This is a genomic window from Mucilaginibacter sp. OK283 (genome assembly GCF_900110415.1).
GTDB lineage: Bacteria > Bacteroidota > Bacteroidia > Sphingobacteriales > Sphingobacteriaceae > Mucilaginibacter.
On sequence record NZ_FODR01000017.1, the window covers coordinates 66,113 to 85,074 of the forward strand.

Consider the following 18,962-nt stretch of genomic DNA (forward strand, 5'->3'; position numbering starts at 1 on the left):
CCCTCCCGAGGGAGGGATTTGAAAAATAAGGTTTTAGGTTGCGGTGTTTTGTATCAAACAACTTATTCAAATAATTCCGCAATCGATTGTATATTTTATTAAATTGCACGGGTATAAGGCTTAACCATCTTATGCCACATAAATCAAATTATAATTTAAATAAAATGTATTGTATCAAGTATCCTCCTATAACCCTTGGCGGTAAAAAGCTGGTTATGTTGTTGGGCTGCCTGTTGGGTTGCCATCAATTGATGGCACAAAGCACGGTGCCCTTAACCGATCTTTCGGCGTTCCAGGAGCCATCCTCAAACTGGAAACTGGCTGTCGGCGCACAGGCCGACCTGGATAAAGACGAAGTTTTAACAACCAAAGATGGCACCGGCATATTGGTTAACCTGCCCGGCAAAAAAGGCGCCCAGGACCTTTATACCAAAGCTAACTACGGGGATATGGACCTGGAGCTGGATTATATGATGGCCAAAGGATCAAACTCGGGCATCTATTTACAGGGCCGGTACGAAATTCAGTTACTGGATAGCTGGGGTAAAGTTAATCCCCAATCGGGCGACAACGGCGGTATTTACGAGCGTTGGGACGATAGCAAGCCCAACGGCCAGCAGGGCTATGATGGCCACGCGCCAAGGCAAAATGCCAGCAGGGCTCCCGGCTTATGGCAGCACATGCGTATCTCGTTCCAGGCTCCGCGCTTTGATGCGCAGGGCAAAAAGATAAGTAACGCCAAAGTGATTTACGTTTGGTTAAACGGTGTTTTGATACAGGATAATGCAGAACTGGCAGGCCCAACCCGCGGCGCGATGGACAGCAAAGAAACAACCGCCGGCCCGCTGCGCATCCAGGGCGATCATGGCGCGGTAGCTTTCCGGAATATCAGCATTACCAGTTTTGATAAAGCGCCACCTGTTTTAGCTAACCTGAAATATGCGGTTTTTAAAGGTGCAGCTACCGCAACAAATGACGCTAAAGTTAAGGCGGTAGCCGAAGGAAATTCGACCATATTATCATCAAATGTAGGCAAACTAACCAACGACTTTGCGATCCACTACACCGGAACCATAAAGATTACCGAAGCCGGGCAGTATACTTTTAAGCTAAGTGTGCCGGGGGGTAAAGGCTCTTTAAAGATCGGCGGCAATGATGCCATAGCGTCGGCCAATAACCGCGGCGATGGCAAAATTCAATTGCAGCCCGGCGATCAGGCTTTTGATCTGTATTATTCCAAAACTGCCGATTGGGCCAAGCCTGCTTTAGGCTTAACCGTTTCGGGTCCCGGCATCCGCGAATATCTGCTGACTGATGCTAACGTAAGTAATAACGATCCGGTTGATCCCATCCTTATTAATGCCACGTCCAACACCATTTTGCGCAGCTTTTCTGACCTGCCGGGCGGTATCCGCGTTACCCATGGCGTAAATGTGGGCAGTGCCGAACAGGTACATTACACTTACGACCTGGATAAAGGGATGATAGTTCAGATATGGCGCGGCGGCTTTTTAGATGCCACCCCCATGTGGCACGATAGGGGCGATGGTTCATCACGCGTAGCAGGTTCGGTACAATACCTGGGCAAACCTGTACCTGGGATCGAAAAATTGGCTGGTGTGCAGGCCACCTGGGCGGCAGATACCGCCGGGACAGGTTACCGGCCTAAAGGCTATATCCTGAACGCTAATGATCAGCCCACTTTCAGGTATATCATTTACGGATCAATGGTGAATGATGCCAGTTCGGTGATAGAAGGTGGCCACGGCATCCACCGCGAAATTACTTTGCAAAACCCGGTTGATGGCTTGTTTGCCCACCTGGCTACCGGCAACAATATTGAGGATGCGGGTAACGGATTATATACCGTTGATGATAAATCTTACTATATCAAAGTAGAAGATGCTACGGGGGCAAAACCCGTCCTTAGGGACGCGGGCGGTAAGCAGGAACTCATCATCCCCATCAAAGGAAAATTAACCTATTCAATTATCTTTTAAGCAGCCGTCATCATGAAATACACATTAAAACAAATGATAAACAGGACCGGCTTATTTACTACACTGATAGTTGGCGCGCTGTTAAGCAATACGCAATACACGTTCGCCCAGGCCGAATCGCCTAAGGAGGATGATTTTTTCAAGATCATGAAAGTGCCTGCTCCCGAAGGTACTATACTGGAAGTTGGCGGTTTGTGCACCCTGCCTAATGGCACTTTGGCGGTAACTACCCGCAGGGGCGATATTTTTATGGTGGAGAACCCCACCGGCCAGCACCCATATTTTAGGAAATTTGCATCGGGCCTGCACGAGGTTTTGGGAGCGGCCTGGAAGGATGGCGCTTTATACGTGGTACAGCGCGGCGAGCTGACCAAGCTGCAGGATACCAATATGGATGGCAAGGCCGATGTATTTGAAACCATTTACGCCTGGCCATTATCGGGCAATTACCACGAATACAGCTTTGGGCCAAAACTTGCTCCGGATGGTTCTTTCTTTGTGACGCTTAACCTGGGTTTTCCAGACGACTGGTGGCACCCCCGAAGCTTCGTACCCTATCGGGGATGGGCTTTAAATATCAAAGAAGATGGTACCGTTACCCCATGGGCTGCGGGTTTCCGCTCGCCATGCGGCATTAGTATGATTGATGGCGAACTGTGGTACAGCGATAACCAGGGCGACTGGGTAGGATCGGGCAGTATCATGAAGATAGAAAAAGGCGCTTTCATGGGCCATCCCTCCAGCCTGGTTTGGACGAGTTTACCAAACTCTCCCCTAAAACTAACGCCAGAACAATTCTTTGCCAAAAACAATCCCAGGATTGAATTTGATAAAGATGGGCGTCCATTTAAACCCCAGGATATCGTCAACGAAAAATTCAGGACAGAATTTGAAGTAAAGAAGGAAATTCCGGAACTAACATTGCCAACGGTTTGGTTACCTCACGGGATATTAGGTATTTCCAACTCCGAAATAGTAAAAATTCCCGAAGACGCCTTTGGCCCCTTTGCCGGTCAGCTATTAGTGTGTGACCAGGGGCAGAGCATGGTTGACCGGATCTTTTTAGAAAAAGTTAACGGCCAGTACCAGGGAGCAGCATGGGCATTCCGCAGCGGCTTTCAATCGGGCATTGTGCGGCTGGCCTGGCTGCCCGATGGTTCATTAGCCGCCGGCGAAACCAACCGTGGCTGGGGATCAGCAGGCGAGGCCACCATGGGCCTGCAACGTTTGGTGTGGAATAATAAGGTGCCGTTTGAGATGCGCGCCATTCGTGCCATGCCCGATGGTTTCGAGATTGAATTTACCAAACCGGTTGATAAAAAAGTAGCGGAAGATATTGCTTCTTACTCGGTAGAAAGCTACATCTACAAATACCAGGCGGTATATGGCAGTCCACCAGTAAATACCGAAAAATGCCCTATTGTAGGTGTTAAGGTATCGGAAGACGGACTAAAAGCCAGGCTAATTGTAAACAACCTGCGCCGGTATTATATCCACACCATTACGTTGGATGGCATGCGCGATAAGGAGAATTATTTTAACCTTGTCCATCCAACGGCTTATTATACCCTCAATAACATCCCCGAAGGGCAAAAGCTTTCGATGGTGGGGGTGAGTACCCTGAATTCGGCCAAAATGGTAAAAACTGCTACAACAGCAGACGGTAAAAAGGGAGCTTTAGCTAAAGGCGCAGGTGCAAAAGCATTGGCTATGGCCAACGCGGTACCTACGTATGACGAGGTAAAACCGCTGTTACTAAAAAACACCTGTTTATCGTGCCATAACGCCAATAAGCGCCAGGTTGGTCCGGCCTATGTTGATGTGGCCAAGAAGAAGTACAGCGTGAACGAATTGGTACAACTGATTCACAATCCCAAACCCGAACACTGGCCCGATTATTCGACACCGATGCCGCCTATGCCGCAGGTGCCTAAAGATGAGGCCCGGAAAATAGCGCTCTGGATTAAATCGCTGGCTAAGTAATTTATTAAAACAGATCATCAATAGTTTAAAATGAAAAACGTTATCATATTATCAGCTTTATTAGCTGCCTCGGCAATAGCTGCAAACGCGCAGCAAAAAGGAAAACCAGAAGATACAGAATACTGGACACCGGTACCAGCTGTAGTAACACCCGGCCAAAAAATGGGCGAAGCACCATCTGATGCCATCGTTTTGTTCGACGGCAAAAACCTGGACGAGTGGGTAGATTTAAACGATTCCACATCAACCCACAAATGGACAGTTGCCGACAATATTATAACTGTTGATAAAAGCGTAGGGGATATCCGCACCAAACGCAAATTCATGGATTTTCAATTGCATATTGAGTACCGCATTCCATCCAACATTACCGGCACCAGCCAGGCACGTGGTAACAGCGGTATTTTCCTGGCGGCTTTGCCCTGGGGTGCAGGTGGTTACGAGTTGCAGGTGCTGGACAATTATAAAAACCCAACCTATGTAAACGGCCAGGCCGGTAGTATGTATAAACAATCGCCGCCACTGGTAAATGCCTGCCGCAAACCCGGCGAGTGGCAGTATTACGATGTAATTTGGACAGCCCCGCGCTTTAATGAGGATGGCACCTTAAAATCGGCAGCCCGCGCTACGGTTTTGCATAACGGTGTGCTTGTACAAAACAATACTATCCTGAAAGGAGATACCCCTTACATAGGTCAGCCAGAATATCGTAAACATGGCGCCGAGCCCATTAAGCTACAAGCCCATGGCGATAAAAGCGAACCTATCAGCTATCGTAATATCTGGGTAAGGGAGCTTTAAAAAGCAGCAGGAGTAAATAGTTCAGGGTGTTTGCTATTAGTTGATGGTACTACGTACATAAACTTTAGCAAGCACCTTGTTGTTTATGAAGTTTTTAAATACGGCAATCTTTCCTGTGCGGATAAGGTAACCGGTGAGTAAGGCTATCAGCATAATTTAATTTATTTAACAATTCCTGCAAAACGTTGATAAAACGCGGTAGGGCTATCAGCATTTTTTGGTTCGAATTTGCCCGCTATGATGGGTATGTATATTACCCTGCGCCTGCTTGCATCGCCAGTTATGGTTGATTGTGCCACACGGTGCCATAAGCGGCCATCGTGTATGGTCAGGTCGCCGGCATTTGGTGTAATTGCTACCTCATTTTCATCAGTATCATGATCCAGGAAATACTTTTTACGGAAAAGCATCTGGTAAAGGTTTTGCCTGTGGGTGCCGGGCAAAATGCGTAATCCGCCGTTTTCGGGTTTTAATGTGCTCAGGTGGATACCTACATTCAGCATCGGGTTTAATCGCTGCCCGTGAAATATATCGCGCAAGCCATCGGTATGCCAGCCCATTTTGGTAAAGCTGCTCTCGGGGCCGTTAACATAGTGGTTAAAAACCATTCCGTCTTTTTCTTCAGTTCCCAGCCTTGCACCATCGCCAATGAGGTTTAACAATACCAGGAATCTTGGGTCCTGCGTAAATTCATTGAGCACGGCATGGTGCTGGTTAATGAACGCGAAGCGCTGCACAATTGGCGAGCCATCCAAATCCTTGCCATATTTAACCGGGACACCGTTTATCTTTTCTACTTTATTATCTATCCATTGCTGCTGTACCTGTTCAGATGCCTTGATGATATCGGCCACGGTTTCGGGTTTAATAAAATTGGTGAAATGAATGAAACCATGCTGGTTAAAAAAAGCTTGTTGTTCGGCCGTAATAGTTGTGCCTAAGGTGAATTTTTGATATACCGCTGCCATAAAATGGGTAGTTAAAATAATAGATAATTAAAATGTTGTATTGGATAAAGCGTTATGCCGCTTTTAAATGGGGGAGCCTTGGGGCCGGTGAAAATTAACAACAACAGCTACACAGCACCCTTTTTGCAAAGGGCATTCGCATGGGGGATGCAAACGTTATATGTTGTGTTTTGTTCAATGTATATAATGTCTATGTATTTTATAGACTATGCAAATGTAGATAAATTGTTTAATCAAACAAATTTTCAGGAAAATATTTTTATCGCTTATATAAACCGGCGGTTATGCGTTCAATAAGGCGTTTGGGGCTATGCCTGGCCGCTGTTGACGATAGCTTATTTAAAAAGCCGGGTACAATTTCGGCTTTGTTGGCAAACATGCCGGCGATGCCTATGGCCGCAACATCGTCAGGGCTCATGTTAAATTTGGCTGCCAGTTCTGCAATAGCATCCATGCCTGCACGGTGCACAAAGTTGGTGTCAGTAGGGCCGGGGCACAGGCAACTTACAGATACAGGAGTGTTTTTTAATTCATAACGCAAGGCCCTGCTAAATGATAAGACGAATACTTTGGCAGCCGCGTAAATAGCCATAGTAGGCACGGCCTGGTAGGCCGTAGTGCTGCTTACATTAAGTATATAGGCTTGTTGCTGTAATTTTAAAAACGGAATAAAATAATGTGATAATTCGACAACGGCATCTATATTAACCCTCATCATGGCCATTTGGCCTGGTAGTGGCAGTTCATCGAAGTTACCCCACTGGCCGTAGCCCGCATTATTAACCAGTATAGATAGTGGTATAGATAAACCGGTAAACCAGGCAGCTATTTCTGCTGCCGCGCCCGCATTTGATAAATCGGCCGCGTAATAGTGCACATCAACATGATGGGTTGATGTAATAGCTACGGATAAAACATTTAATTCGGCCTCTGAGCGGGCAACAAGCAATAAATTATAACCTTTTTGTGCCAATAGCCAGGCTATCGACTTGCCAATACCTTTACTTGCGCCGGTTATTAAAGCATATTTTTTCATCCTGAAATTGTCATTTTAAAGCAAAATCCAAAAAACTCCGCAAGTTAAATAAATACTCTACTAAATTTGTAGACTATTTAAAATGTTATTACGTTTGTATCGGATATGAAAAACACACCCACATGTTTTAATTTTTTAACTTGTAGCAGCAACTATTGTTGTTGCAGGTAAGCAAGCCGCATATACCGTTTACTATTAAATTACGTTAATACAATATCCATCTAAGCTCCTTTTCATGAATAGCCATCGAATAACGCAATGTTTGAAAGCGTTTACCATTATAGGTTATCTTTTATATAGTATACCCGTGCATGCCCAGTTGTCGGCCGCTGTGCATTATAAACCAATGCGGGCAGATACATCGGCAGATGTTATAACTGATTACGATGTTAAAAAAACATCCGTAATAATAAATAAAACAAGCGTACCGGCCGAAGGGAACATTAATTTCCTGGAGAATATGGAAACACATTTAAGCAGCCGCCAGGAGCGCAAGGCGCTGATGGGCTACTTGAAAGAGTTTTCGACCGGGAGCAACGAAGTAAATTATAACAGATCAAGGGTTAAGATATACTATAAACTGGCCAATGTATTTGCCCGGTTGCGGATGTACCCACTGGCCATGAAATGCTTTTTTAAAACCATGCAGTATAAAAAAGATTCAAAAGAACCAGCCTTGCAAATAAGGCCGGTGGTTGATTCTGTATCAGCAGATACGCTGAGTGCTGATTCGGGCCTTAGCACACGTTACCTGGCAATTAATGCAAAAGACGATTCGTTATTTGTAAACGATCCAAAACCTTTAGCATTAAATGATAAGGCCGAAGAGAAAAGCAAGGCCGTTACTTACCAGCGTATTGTAAACACTTTTAACGATGGCAAAAAGGCGGTTGCTTATGCGCTGTTATTTCATGTGAAACAGCCGGTACCCGGTAAACCAAGGATATTTAAGATAGTTAATACCGGCCATACTTTTATAACACTTATTAAATATAATACCGATTCAACTTCGGTTTCCATATCGTTTGGATTTTATCCTCAAAAAGATAACCTGTTTTCGGCAACGCCGCTTGATCCTTCCTGCTCGGGCACGTTCAAGAACGATAACGGGCATAACTGGGACGAAGTGATGGGTAAGTTTATCTCCAAAAAAAGGTTTGATAAAATCCTGCTGCTCACCAAAAGCTACGATGGGCTTGAATATCATCTATCTAAAAACAACTGTACCGATTTTGCAATTAAAGCCGCTTCATACGCAGGCATCGGCGTGGCCGATACAAAAGGCTCGTGGCCGCTGGGGCATGGGAACAATCCGGGCATAACCGGGCAAAGCATTATATCAGGCGGAGTTTATAATACCGAAGGTAAAGACAGCCTTTTTATTGATTTTGATGCCGCGCTGGGTAAATAAAAGATCTGTGTAATACAATCCCAATTTTATTAACATATTGTTTTGCTCCTTTTTGCGCTTGATCCGTGTTATCCATTGTTAAGCGGAATGCATAAGGAAAACTCCGCGGATTAGTTCTTATAAAAAATCTGAAGATGTTACCGGGCGGTGAAAAACATTAGGTTTGATCTTATATTTGCCCTTGAAACCGCGTGATTCCGGCGAAAAAAAAGCCCCTCTTTTTACAGAAGGGCTTTTGAGCGAAAGACGAGATTCGAACTCGCGACCCCGACCTTGGCAAGGTCGTGCTCTACCAACTGAGCTACTTTCGCGTTAGTATAGGCTCTCATTTATAACGAAACCCGATACGAAGGTATCAGGTTTGTGCTGCAAAGATACAGATTTAGATCAGTTTGTCAATAATCTGAGATTGCTATTTCTCTTAACTGCATAAAATCAAGGATTTAAAAAAAAATAGAGCGAGGGGTTATCGGATTATTCGGGCGTTGGGGTGCCAATTAAAGTATAGAATAATAAGAAGGCGAAATATAATATTAGATTATAAATATAGTAATGAAAAGCGTAAAACAAAATTATAAATGTATAATATACACTTTTTATTGAATATCGTAATCGACCGAATGCTCCATGTAATTAGATGATGAATTAGGCTTTATAAAACTAAATGGCAATAAAAACAGGTAATTTATCAATAGAGCCTGAGAAAGTTAAATAGGTGTAATAATTGTACAAAACACAATAGTACGTAATCGTTTACGTAAATATTCTTATCGTAAATAAAAAATCTAACAAATAAAATATTCACTTTTATGATGGTAATATCAAATTACCACCATAACCAATTAACTATAAATAACCTTTTTGTTTTACTAATAACTATTTAATTATGAAGCTTATCCTCAAGATGGAAGTGGATGGTATTGACCCGTCGCCACCTTTTTTTTGCCGCAAACACCAATGTTTTAAACCAACCAACCAATTTATATGAACAAAAATTTACAAAAATCATGAGATTTAACCTAAAACGCAGCAAAGGCACGTGCAAGGCTTTGTTGTTGCTTTTATTGTCATTGACTTTAAATTTGCACAACACTTTTGCTCAACAAGGCACCAATGTTACGGGCTTGGTAACTGATAGCAAAGGGCTTAATATCCCGGGGGCTACCGTTAAGGTAAAAGGGACCCAAAAAGCCGTAGCAACAACAACTAACGGAACATTCAGTATCGCCGCAAATGCCGGAGATGTACTGTTAATTACATCAATTGGCTATAAAGCCCAGGAAGTGACTATCACCGGTGAAAAGCACTATAAAGTACAACTGGCCGAGGATAACACATCTTTAAAGGAGATAGTTGTAGTAGGCTATGGTACCAGCACACGAAAGGCACTTTCAAGCGCTGTAAGTACTGTTAAATCCGAAGACCTTAATAGAGGAGCCATTGCCGATGTGGGCCAATTGCTGCAGGGAAAAGTAGCTGGCTTGAATATCAGCGCCAGCGGCGACCCAAATAAGCCTGCGGCGGTGGTATTGCGTGGAGCCTCTACAATTAATAGCCCCGGCGCACCTTACTACGTGATAGACGGAATACCTGGCGGTGATATTGCCGGCATCGCGCCTAATGATATTGTTACTGTTGATGTGTTGAAAGATGCTGCCGCAACGGCAATTTATGGTAACAGGGCTGCCAACGGCGTAATTATGGTTACTACACGCCGCGGTAAAAAAGGCCAGTCGCAGGTAACTTATAGTGGGTATGTAGGGACCGAAAAGGTTAGTAATAATCTTGACCTGATGAACGCCGATCAGCTAAGGGCATATGTTGCTACCAATAATAACGCTTTTTCGCCCAATGATGACAAAGGTGCCAATACCGATTGGATGAAAGCTATTGAACGCTCTACCGCTTTCTCACAAAACCACAATCTTTCGCTCAGTGGTGGAGGCGAACATAATACTTACAGCGCAAGCTTGAATTATTTTAAAAAACAGGGTATACTTACCGCAAGCTCACTTGAGCGCTTAATAGGCCGTTTAAATGTCGATCAGTATGCTTTGGGTGATAAGGTTAAATTTAGCCTCAACATATCTAACTCTGAAAGCAACTCAAATAACGAGCCGCTGCAAAATATCGTTTTATTACAAGCGGCAAAGCATATGCCTATATCGCCGGTTACTAATGCAGATGGTACTTATTTCGAAAACTTAAACACAACAGGGTATTTTAACCCGCTTGCAATGGTTAATAATGCCCAGGACAATACAAAGTATCACGTATTGATGGGTGGTTTTGTTACCGAAGTTAAATTACCTTTTGATTTGACGTACAATGTAAACCTATCATATCAAAGGACAACGGCTAACCACGGCGAGTTTTACGGCAGTTACTTCAGCAAATATCCAACGTCGAACTTTTATAACAATCCAGACCCGGGTATTGGTATCGCGCATACATTGATAGGGTCAATATTCGGAACAAACGGGTCGGCTTTGAGAAATGTTTATGAAAATACCTCTAAAACGTTGGAAACCTTTTTATCATGGAATAAAACATTTGGTTTTCATTCTGTTAACGCCGTTTTAGGTTACTCATACCAGCAGAATATTGTTGGCGACGGTTTCCAGGCTACAAGCACCAACTTCCCTATTGATAATATAGGCTATTTAAACCTTACTTTAGGCAATCCATATGCCATTTCTTCTTACCGGATAAACCTGGGGAATGATCTTACATACGCCAAAACATTAATGATCTCCGATTTCTTCAGGGTTAACTACAATTATAAAGAAAAGTATCTTTTGCAGGCGTCTATCAGGAGGGATGGCAGTTCTACATTCGGCGTTAATAACCGTTGGGGTTATTTTCCTTCAGTTGGTTTGGCATGGCGTATAAGACAAGAAGATTTTATGAAAAACCAAACATTGTTTGACGATTTGAAGCTACGCGCAAGCTATGGTATAACAGGTAATTCATTTGGTATTGGCGCTTACACCTCACAGCTGTATTACGGAATCAGTGGCACTTACTACAATAATGGGGTACAGGCTGCGGCGTATGCCCCTGCACAGGGCACTAATCCTGATTTGAAGTGGGAGCGTACTGCTACGAAAAACATTGGTCTCGATTTTTCCATTCTTCATAATAAAGTTTCAGGCTCAGTTGAGGTGTATGATAAAAATACTACCAACATGCTGTACAAATATGCAGTATCATCTTCGCTTGTACCAGGCGGCCAGATATGGGCAAATGGAGGCAGTATCAATAACAAGGGTATCGAGGTTAGTTTGAATGCCACACCGATTTCAACGCAAAAATTCAGCTGGTCGAGCAGTGCAACCGTAACCTTTAATAAAAATAAGATAACGAGTTTGAAAAACCCTTACGCAAATGGCGATTCAATCCGTTATTCTGACCCCGAAGGCCCGGGACAAACCAACGCTACATTGCAAATTCTTAAAGTAGGATATCCGGTAGGAGAGTTCTTTTCACTGAAATATGCCGGTAAAGATGCTAACGGTGCCTCGCTGTTTTATAAAAAAGATGGCACAACAACTACTTCGCCTTCAATAGGAACAGATTATTTTTATTTAGGAAGCCCGCAGCCTAAAGTAATATTAGGATGGAACAATACTTTCAGGTATCAGAATTTTGATCTAAATATCTTTTTAAGAGGTACCCTGGGTAACAAAATTTTCAATGCTACCCGTGCCGATCTATCTTATACCGCGGGTGCTACTACCAATAATATTTTGGTTAGCGCAGGGGGCGATAAAATATCCGATACCAAAAACTCCTATTATTCAGACCGCTACATTGAAAGTGGTTCATATGTTCGTTTAGATAATGCTACACTTGGTTATAACTTCAAAAATGTGGTAAAATATGTAAACAACATACGTGTGTATGTTTCAGGAAATAACCTGGCCACAATTACCGGGTATAAAGGTATTGATCCTGAGATCAATCAGGGAGGCATCGCGCCGGGTATAGATTATAATAATTTCTATCCTAAAACGCGCACGCTGTTATTTGGTGTTAACGTATCATTTCAATAATAGAATTAAAGGACATGAAAAAAATATTTTTTGGAATACTTAGCCTCTCAATCGGGGTGATGTTATTCTCGGCATGCCATAAATTGGATGTTCCGGCTTCTTCGGAACTTACGCCTGATGCATATCCACATACCGAAGCACAATTTAGTTCAGCATCGGGCCCTGTTTATATTGCATTGAGGAGTGATTTCGCTGTATCGTACTGGTTTACACAAAGCTGTTCGACTGACGAAGCGGTTCTGGCTACTTTCGGCTCGGATTGGATAGACGGTAATAAATACCTCGAACTGCACCGCCATACATGGACTAAGGATAATGCGTGGGTGAACTCAACATGGGCATATCTTACCAATATGATTGGTATCGCTAACCAAACCATTTCGGTATTTAAATCAGCACCCGCAGGTAGTACTAAAAATACCAGTATTGCCGAATTGAAAACCATGCGTGCGTTGGCCTATTACATGATGATGGACCTGTATGGCAATGTTCCGCTCGATACGTTGTATGGATCGACCGCGGTTAAAACAAACGCTACCCGTTCCCAGGTATTTACCTACGTAGAAAGCGAGCTTAAGGCTTCTATCCCTTATTTGAAGTCGACCACCGGAACAGCTACATATGGAAAACCAACAACGTTTCTTGCTTACTCCATACTGGCAAAAATGTATTTGAATGCAGAAGTTTACACAGGTACTCAACGCTACAACGATTGTATAGCAGCTTGTGACCAGGTTATCAATTCGGGTCTGTATAGTATAGAACCGATGGCAACTTATCTCCAGATGTTTTATCCAACCAATGGGCCGAGTACCAAGGAGTTTATTTTCGCTATTCCATATGATGCTTCCACATCCAATGGCTATATGTTTTATGGCCGTTATGACTTGAACCGCAACCTCGGCATCAGGTACCTTTATTCGGGCTCTACGCCGGGAGGTATTACTGATCCTGTGATGAACCAAAGTACAGGCAGTGGTTTAGTAAATAATAAGCCGAGTGGCCCGCGAATGACTACAAGCGAATTTTACGCCAATTTTAACGACGCTAATGACATCCGCAATAAGCAATGGCTTACAGGTTTGCAATACTGGACAGATGGTAACCCTATTATGGTGAGCACAACCAATGTAGGATATGATCAGTTTTACTCTGGTTCAACTCCGGCAGGCAGCTATGTTTATCAATTAAACCTTACGCCGCTTACTCCTAACTCATCACGTTTGGGTTCAGGTTCTTTTGACCTGGGTAAAGACGAAATAGCATGGAACACAGGGTACCGGAACATTAAATTTTATCCTGACTATACCAACACCATCAGCAGAAACCAGAATAATGATGTGCCGGTTTTCCGTTACTCGGATATTATCCTGATGAAAGCCGAGGCAATTTTGCGTGGTGGCACACCAACTTTGGGTGCTACTGCATTATCGTTGGTTAACACGTTAAGAGCTAACCGTACTACATCGGCTGCTTTAACAAGTCTTACTCTTGATGACATGTACAGCGAACGTTGCCGGGAGTTTACATGGGAAACATGGCACCGCAATGATATGATACGGTTCGGCAAGTTTGAAAATACCTATGGCTTAGGAAAAACAAATACAGATACCTACAGGCGCATCTTTCCGATACCTACGGTAGCTATACAAACAAATAATAAGCTGGTGCAAAACCCTGGTTATTAACTACTTGATTAAACTTTAGAAAGAGGCTGGGTCAATATGATCAGCCTCTTTTTTTATTCGTTCAAGTTGGCATTGTCCCCATGTTGCAAAGTGGGGTTGAGTTTTCTCAATATAAATCAACAACAAAGGCGCCATGATCCGGTGCCTTTGTTGTTATAACACGATAAAATTGGGGCCATTTACTTAATCCTTCGTAACACATCAAGGAGAATGAACCCAAAATGGCGGTATTTTCCTAAACACTTAAATCAAATCTGTCCAGGTTCATCACTTTGGCCCATGCGGCTACAAAATCGTTTACAAACCTGTCCGTGGCGTCGGAGCTTCCATACACTTCGGCCACAGCCCTCAATTCTGAGTTTGAACCAAAAACAAGGTCTGCTCGGGTTGCTGTCCATTTTACTTCTCCGGTGACGCGATTACTACCTACATAAACTTCCCTGTCAGTAGAGGCAGCTTTCCAGGCCGTGCCCATATCAAGCAGGTTTACAAAGAAATCGTTGCTGAGTACACCAGGACGCGAAGTGAAAACACCATGTTTGGAGCCATCAAAATTGGTGTTCAATACCCGCAACCCGCCAACAAGCACTGTTAACTCGGGTGCTGTTAGGGTAAGTAATTGCGCTTTATCTATTAATAATTCTTCGGTAGATACTGGTACTTTTGATGTGCGATAGTTGCGGAACCCATCGGCAGCAGGTTCCAGGTAACCGAATGATTCTACATCAGTTTGCTCCTGCGAGGCATCCATACGGCCAGGGGTAAAAGGAACGGTGATGACATGTCCTGCATCTTGAGCCGCTTTTTCAACAGCTGCATTGCCGGCCAGTACGATCAAATCGGCCAGCGAAACGTTTTTACCATCGGCCTGTGCCGCATTAAACTCTTTTTGAATGCCTTCAAGTATGTTCAATACGTTTTGCAATTGTATCGGATTATTCGCCTGCCAGTATTTTTGCGGGGCAAGGCGAATGCGGGCACCATTGGCGCCACCGCGTTTATCGGAGCCGCGGAAAGTGGACGCCGAGGCCCATGCCGTAGAAACCAGTTCAGATACGCTTAACCCCGATCCCAATATTTTAGCTTTCAAGGCGGCGGTATCACTTTCGGCTATCAGTGCATGGTTAACTGCAGGGATAGGGTCCTGCCAAAGCAATTGTTCCTGCGGCACCTCTGGCCCCAGGTAGCGGGCGATAGGGCCCATGTCGCGGTGCGTTAATTTAAACCATGCGCGGGCAAAAGCATCAGCAAATGCATCTGGGTTTTCTAAAAAGCGTCTTGATATTTTTTCATAAGCCGGGTCGGACCTTAAAGCGAGGTCGGTAGTAAGCATTGCAGGCTTATGTTTTTTTGCGCTGTCATAGGCATCCGGAATAAAGGTCTCATCAGTTTTAGCAACCCATTGTTGCGCGCCACCCGGGCTTTTTGTAAGTTCCCATTCAAAGCCAAACAGGTTTTCAAAGAAATTATTACTCCATTGGGTTGGTGTTTTGGTCCAGGTTACTTCCAGTCCGCTGGTAATTGTATCCGCACCCTTGCCGACGCCATAACTATTGCTCCAGCCAAAACCCTGCGTTTCGATGCCGGCAGCTTCAGGTTCTTTGCCTACATGGTCGGGAGTTGCAGCGCCATGGGTTTTGCCAAAGCTATGGCCACCGGCTATTAATGCAACAGTTTCCTCATCGTCCATCGCCATACGTCCAAAAGTATCACGAATATCTTTGGCTGCCATCACAGGATCAGGATTGCCGTCTGGTCCTTCGGGGTTCACATAAATGAGCCCCATTTGTACAGCTGCCAATGGTTTTTCCAGGTTACGGGAATGAACGTCACCATCGGCATCATCTTCCGATACCAATACGCCGTGCCCATCAACACCAGGCGAGCCATGTGCATAACGCAAATCGCCACCCAGCCAGGTGGTTTCAGAACCCCAATATACAGATTCGTCTGCCTCCCATACATCTTCACGTCCGCCGGCAAAGCCAAAAGTTTTAAAACCCATTGATTCCAGTGCCACGTTACCGGTAAGTATCATCAGGTCGGCCCATGAAATTTTGCGGCCATATTTTTGTTTAATGGGCCAAAGCAACCTGCGGGCTTTGTCAAGGCTCACATTATCCGGCCAACTGTTAAGCGGGGCAAAGCGTTGCAGCCCTGCGCCGGCGCCTCCGCGTCCGTCGCCCACACGGTAGGTTCCGGCACTGTGCCATGCCATACGTATAAATAAGCCACCGTAATGACCAAAATCTGCCGGCCACCAGTCTTGCGAGTCGGTCATGAGGGCATAAAGGTCTTTTTTTAATGCTGCAAGGTCAAGGCTTTTAAAAGCCTCGGCATAATTAAAATCTTCGCCCATCGGGTTTGATAAAGAAGAGTGCTGACGCAGGATATTCAGTTTTAGCTGATTAGGCCACCAGTCGCGGTTCCGGGTGCCGCCACCGCCAACATTGTGCTTCATACTGCCGTTGTGAAACGGACATTTACTAATGTCATTTGATTCTCTTTCCATAGTTATAAGTTTATGTATTGAACGTCTGCACCTATCAATTATGCAGCAGTATAAAAGTAGGATATTGAGGGTAACAATCCCAATCGATTAATTCTATGTTTAATAGTTAAAAGCTATTGGATATGGCATATTTGCGGGAAGCCAATATGTATTGTAGAGATTAAAAGTATTGATGTTCGTTTTTTTGAAGCTTATTTCCGGCGGAGAAGTGAAAAATCCATTGATTTCTTACATTTGACTATCTGACTATGAAAAAGAATTTATTGCCCGGCACTGTTTTTTTAGTGTTGTTGTTTTGCGCTTTCGGGCGGCAGGCGCCATTACGCCGTTTCGAACTGAAGGGTTATGCACAGGGCACTACCTATAGTATCGTGTATTACGCAACCGACAGTTTGGTAAGCCTAAACCAAACCGACAGCCTGTTGCAACGGTTCGACCGTTCTGTTTCCCTTTATCAACCCAATTCGCTCATTTGCCGGTTTAATCGTTCCGCAAAAGGTATCCGGATGGATGAAGCTTTCAGGATGCTCATCAATCATGCCTTGCAGATCAGCCGCGCAACGGGCGGCTTGGTAGATCCAACTGTAAAGCCCCTGGTTGACGCCTGGGGATTTGGTGTGGTGAAAGCCACACATGAACCTGATAAGGAAGAAGTAAAAAGCTTGCTACGCAATGTAGGAGCCAGCAAGATAGCTTTGAAGGGTGATTTTTTGCATAAGACTAATCCCGGTGTGCAATTGGACCTTAACGGTATCGCCCAGGGTTATTCGGTTGATTTGCTGGCATTGCTATTGGAGCGACACCACATTCACAACTACCTTGTTGAACTTGGGGGCGAATTGCGCGTAAAAGGCCGTAAGCTTGGTAACGAGCCATTTAAGGTAGGCATCGAAGGTATTAGTGGCGACGACCTGGACCCGGCCCCCATGCGTAAAGTGATCGAACCCGGGGATGGTGCCATCACTACCTCCGGCAATTACCGGAAACATCACGCGGCCGGCGGCAAACAGATTTCGCACCTAATGAACCCGCTTACAGGTTACCCTGTGCAAAACGAGATGATTAGCGTTACTGTGTATGCTAAAGATGCCATAACTGCGGACGGTTATGATAATGGTTTTATGGCGATGGGGCTGAAACGAACCCTGAGTTTTTTATCGAAACGGAAGGATATGGGGGCTTATATTGTGTACCGGAGGCCTGATGGCCTTATTGCTGATACGGCTACCACTTTTTTTAACAAATATCAATAACAAACTGAAAAGATGGAGAGAAGAACTTTCTTGAAAAATACCGGCATACTCACTGGTGGACTATTTCTTGACAATAAGCTGAGCGCCTTGCAGATGGGAGACGATCCGGTGAAGATAGGGGTGATCGGTTGTGGCGATCGTGGCACCGGGATTATGAACATCCTTAATGGGATGCCTGATAAGTTCCGCGTTACCTCAATCTGTGATGTGCTTGATTTCAGGCTGGCCACGGCACAAAAGCTGAGCAAATTGGGTGTCGTAAAAACTTATACAGATTATCACCAGCTATTGGATGATAAAGAAGTGGGGGCGGTTATCGTAGCTGTGCCGTTGCACTTGCATTATCCGATAGGGGCGGATGTAATCCGTTCGGGCAGGCATTTATACCTGGAAAAAACGATGACCTATACCATTGAACAGGCGCTTGATTTGGTGGGCCTGGTGAAGGGCCGGGATAACCAAGTGTTGCAGGTAGGCCACCAATACCGATATTCCCCCTTATATTACCGGGTTAAAGAGATGATTAATAAAGGTTATCTTGGGAAGGTAACGCAGGTGGATTGCCGCTGGGACCGCAACGGCAACTGGCGCCGCCCGGTTCCTAATCCGGCCCTGGAACGGGCAATCAACTGGCGGATGTACAAAGAATATTCGGGCGGGCTGGCGGCCGAATTGCTTTCGCACCAGATAGATTTTATTAACTGGGTTTTTGATACCCATCCGCAGGAGTTTTTTGCAACGGGTGGGATAGATGTTTTTAAAGACGGCCGCGAAACTTATGATAACGTTCAGCTGATGTTACGTTACCCGGATCAGGGCCTGATTGGAAATTTCGGCGCGATGTGCGGTAATGCGCATGACGGGTATCTTTTTAAGATCAAAGGTACCCTGGGCACGGTTTCCCTGCTGACCGACCAGGGGATGTTTTACCCGGAGAAAAAGTTGTTGAGCGATAAAGGAACAATTGACGGCGTAACAGGAGCTACACGCATTGTATGGAACAAGGAAGGAGGGACGCCTATTTTGCCCGAACCTACCAAAGACGGCACCTGGTACGCGTTCAACGATTTTTATCAAAAGATCCGGCATAAGGGACTGCCCGACAGTAATGTATTTACCGGCGCCCGAACCGCGATCAGCGTACACCTGTCAAATCAGGCTTTATATAGTAAAACGATTTGTAGCTGGGATAAGGCATATAAGATTGGTTGAAAAAAATGCTTGATATTGTACAAATCTCAAACTATTTCCTGGC

The 18,962-nt window shown here is 44.6% G+C and carries 11 protein-coding genes and 1 tRNA gene; 8 read left to right on the forward strand and 4 right to left on the reverse strand.

The features are described from left to right. Window positions 1–164 precede the first annotated feature (164 nt). Genes BMX56_RS27380 through BMX56_RS27390 form a run of 3 tightly spaced genes read left to right on the forward strand, consistent with a single transcriptional unit; the run spans window position 165 to window position 4,784 of the window. Entirely contained in the window at window positions 165–2,000 is a 1,836-nt protein-coding gene (locus tag BMX56_RS27380; protein ID WP_090652931.1) for a 3-keto-alpha-glucoside-1,2-lyase-like domain-containing protein, read from the forward strand. Between the two features lie 12 nt (window positions 2,001–2,012). Then, window positions 2,013–3,983, forward strand: coding sequence for a c-type cytochrome (locus BMX56_RS27385; protein ID WP_143065545.1), 1,971 nt, complete (start codon window positions 2,013–2,015; stop codon window positions 3,981–3,983). A gap of 30 nt (window positions 3,984–4,013) precedes the next feature. Next, window positions 4,014–4,784: a 3-keto-disaccharide hydrolase gene (locus BMX56_RS27390; protein WP_090652902.1), complete on the forward strand. Its 771-nt coding sequence runs from the start codon at window positions 4,014–4,016 to the stop codon at window positions 4,782–4,784. Between the two features lie 161 nt (window positions 4,785–4,945). Here the strand turns inward: BMX56_RS27390 and BMX56_RS27395 are convergent, their stop codons facing one another. Then, window positions 4,946–5,752 (reverse strand): phytanoyl-CoA dioxygenase family protein, encoded by an 807-nt coding sequence (locus BMX56_RS27395; protein WP_090652903.1) that lies wholly within the window; start codon window positions 5,750–5,752, stop codon window positions 4,946–4,948. Window positions 5,753–6,011: 259 nt separating this feature from the next. Further along, complete coding sequence (locus BMX56_RS27400) at window positions 6,012–6,788, reverse strand: SDR family NAD(P)-dependent oxidoreductase (RefSeq protein ID WP_090652904.1); 777 nt, start codon at window positions 6,786–6,788, stop codon at window positions 6,012–6,014. A 235-nt stretch (window positions 6,789–7,023) separates the two neighbouring features. On the opposite strand from BMX56_RS27400, the gene BMX56_RS27405 reads away from it, so the two are divergent. After that, window positions 7,024–8,199 carry a hypothetical protein gene (locus BMX56_RS27405; protein ID WP_143065546.1) on the forward strand — a complete coding sequence of 392 codons (1,176 nt, stop codon included), beginning with the start codon at window positions 7,024–7,026 and terminating at the stop codon, window positions 8,197–8,199. Between the two features lie 238 nt (window positions 8,200–8,437). Here the strand turns inward: BMX56_RS27405 and BMX56_RS27410 are convergent. Continuing rightward, window positions 8,438–8,510: transfer RNA gene (locus tag BMX56_RS27410), tRNA-Gly, on the reverse strand. 696 nt (window positions 8,511–9,206) lie between these two features. On the opposite strand from BMX56_RS27410, the gene BMX56_RS27415 reads away from it, so the two are divergent. Next, window positions 9,207–12,254 carry a SusC/RagA family TonB-linked outer membrane protein gene (locus tag BMX56_RS27415; RefSeq protein ID WP_090652933.1) on the forward strand — a complete coding sequence of 1,016 codons (3,048 nt, stop codon included), beginning with the start codon at window positions 9,207–9,209 and terminating at the stop codon, window positions 12,252–12,254. Between the two features lie 14 nt (window positions 12,255–12,268). Continuing rightward, window positions 12,269–13,942, forward strand: a complete 1,674-nt coding sequence (locus BMX56_RS27420) for a RagB/SusD family nutrient uptake outer membrane protein (protein ID WP_090652906.1) — start codon at window positions 12,269–12,271, stop codon at window positions 13,940–13,942. Window positions 13,943–14,177: 235 nt separating this feature from the next. Here BMX56_RS27420 and katG read toward each other — a convergent pair whose 3' ends face one another. Next, window positions 14,178–16,454, reverse strand: coding sequence for a catalase/peroxidase HPI (gene katG / locus BMX56_RS27425; protein WP_090652907.1), 2,277 nt, complete (start codon window positions 16,452–16,454; stop codon window positions 14,178–14,180). A 248-nt stretch (window positions 16,455–16,702) separates the two neighbouring features. Here katG and BMX56_RS27430 point away from each other — a divergent pair, with 248 nt between their 5' ends. Continuing rightward, window positions 16,703–17,707, forward strand: coding sequence for an FAD:protein FMN transferase (locus BMX56_RS27430; RefSeq protein ID WP_090652908.1), 1,005 nt, complete (start codon window positions 16,703–16,705; stop codon window positions 17,705–17,707). Window positions 17,708–17,719: 12 nt separating this feature from the next. Continuing rightward, window positions 17,720–18,919, forward strand: a complete 1,200-nt coding sequence (locus BMX56_RS27435; RefSeq protein ID WP_090652909.1) for a Gfo/Idh/MocA family protein — start codon at window positions 17,720–17,722, stop codon at window positions 18,917–18,919. The last annotated feature ends 43 nt before the right edge of the window (window positions 18,920–18,962 follow it).

Bases quoted from the DNA above. Each gene is read 5' to 3' on its own strand.
- BMX56_RS27435 (WP_090652909.1), top strand. From the start codon at position 17,720: ATGGAGAGAAGAACTTTCTTGAAAAATACCGGCATACTCACTGGTGGA.
- BMX56_RS27385 (WP_143065545.1), top strand. From the start codon at position 2,013: ATGAAATACACATTAAAACAAATGATAAACAGGACCGGCTTATTTACT.
- BMX56_RS27405 (WP_143065546.1), top strand. From the start codon at position 7,024: ATGAATAGCCATCGAATAACGCAATGTTTGAAAGCGTTTACCATTATA.
- BMX56_RS27380 (WP_090652931.1), top strand. From the start codon at position 165: ATGTATTGTATCAAGTATCCTCCTATAACCCTTGGCGGTAAAAAGCTG.
- BMX56_RS27400 (WP_090652904.1), bottom strand. From the start codon at position 6,788: ATGAAAAAATATGCTTTAATAACCGGCGCAAGTAAAGGTATTGGCAAG.
- BMX56_RS27430 (WP_090652908.1), top strand. From the start codon at position 16,703: ATGAAAAAGAATTTATTGCCCGGCACTGTTTTTTTAGTGTTGTTGTTT.
- katG (WP_090652907.1), bottom strand. From the start codon at position 16,454: ATGGAAAGAGAATCAAATGACATTAGTAAATGTCCGTTTCACAACGGC.
- BMX56_RS27395 (WP_090652903.1), bottom strand. From the start codon at position 5,752: ATGGCAGCGGTATATCAAAAATTCACCTTAGGCACAACTATTACGGCC.
- BMX56_RS27390 (WP_090652902.1), top strand. From the start codon at position 4,014: ATGAAAAACGTTATCATATTATCAGCTTTATTAGCTGCCTCGGCAATA.
- BMX56_RS27420 (WP_090652906.1), top strand. From the start codon at position 12,269: ATGAAAAAAATATTTTTTGGAATACTTAGCCTCTCAATCGGGGTGATG.
- BMX56_RS27415 (WP_090652933.1), top strand. From the start codon at position 9,207: ATGAGATTTAACCTAAAACGCAGCAAAGGCACGTGCAAGGCTTTGTTG.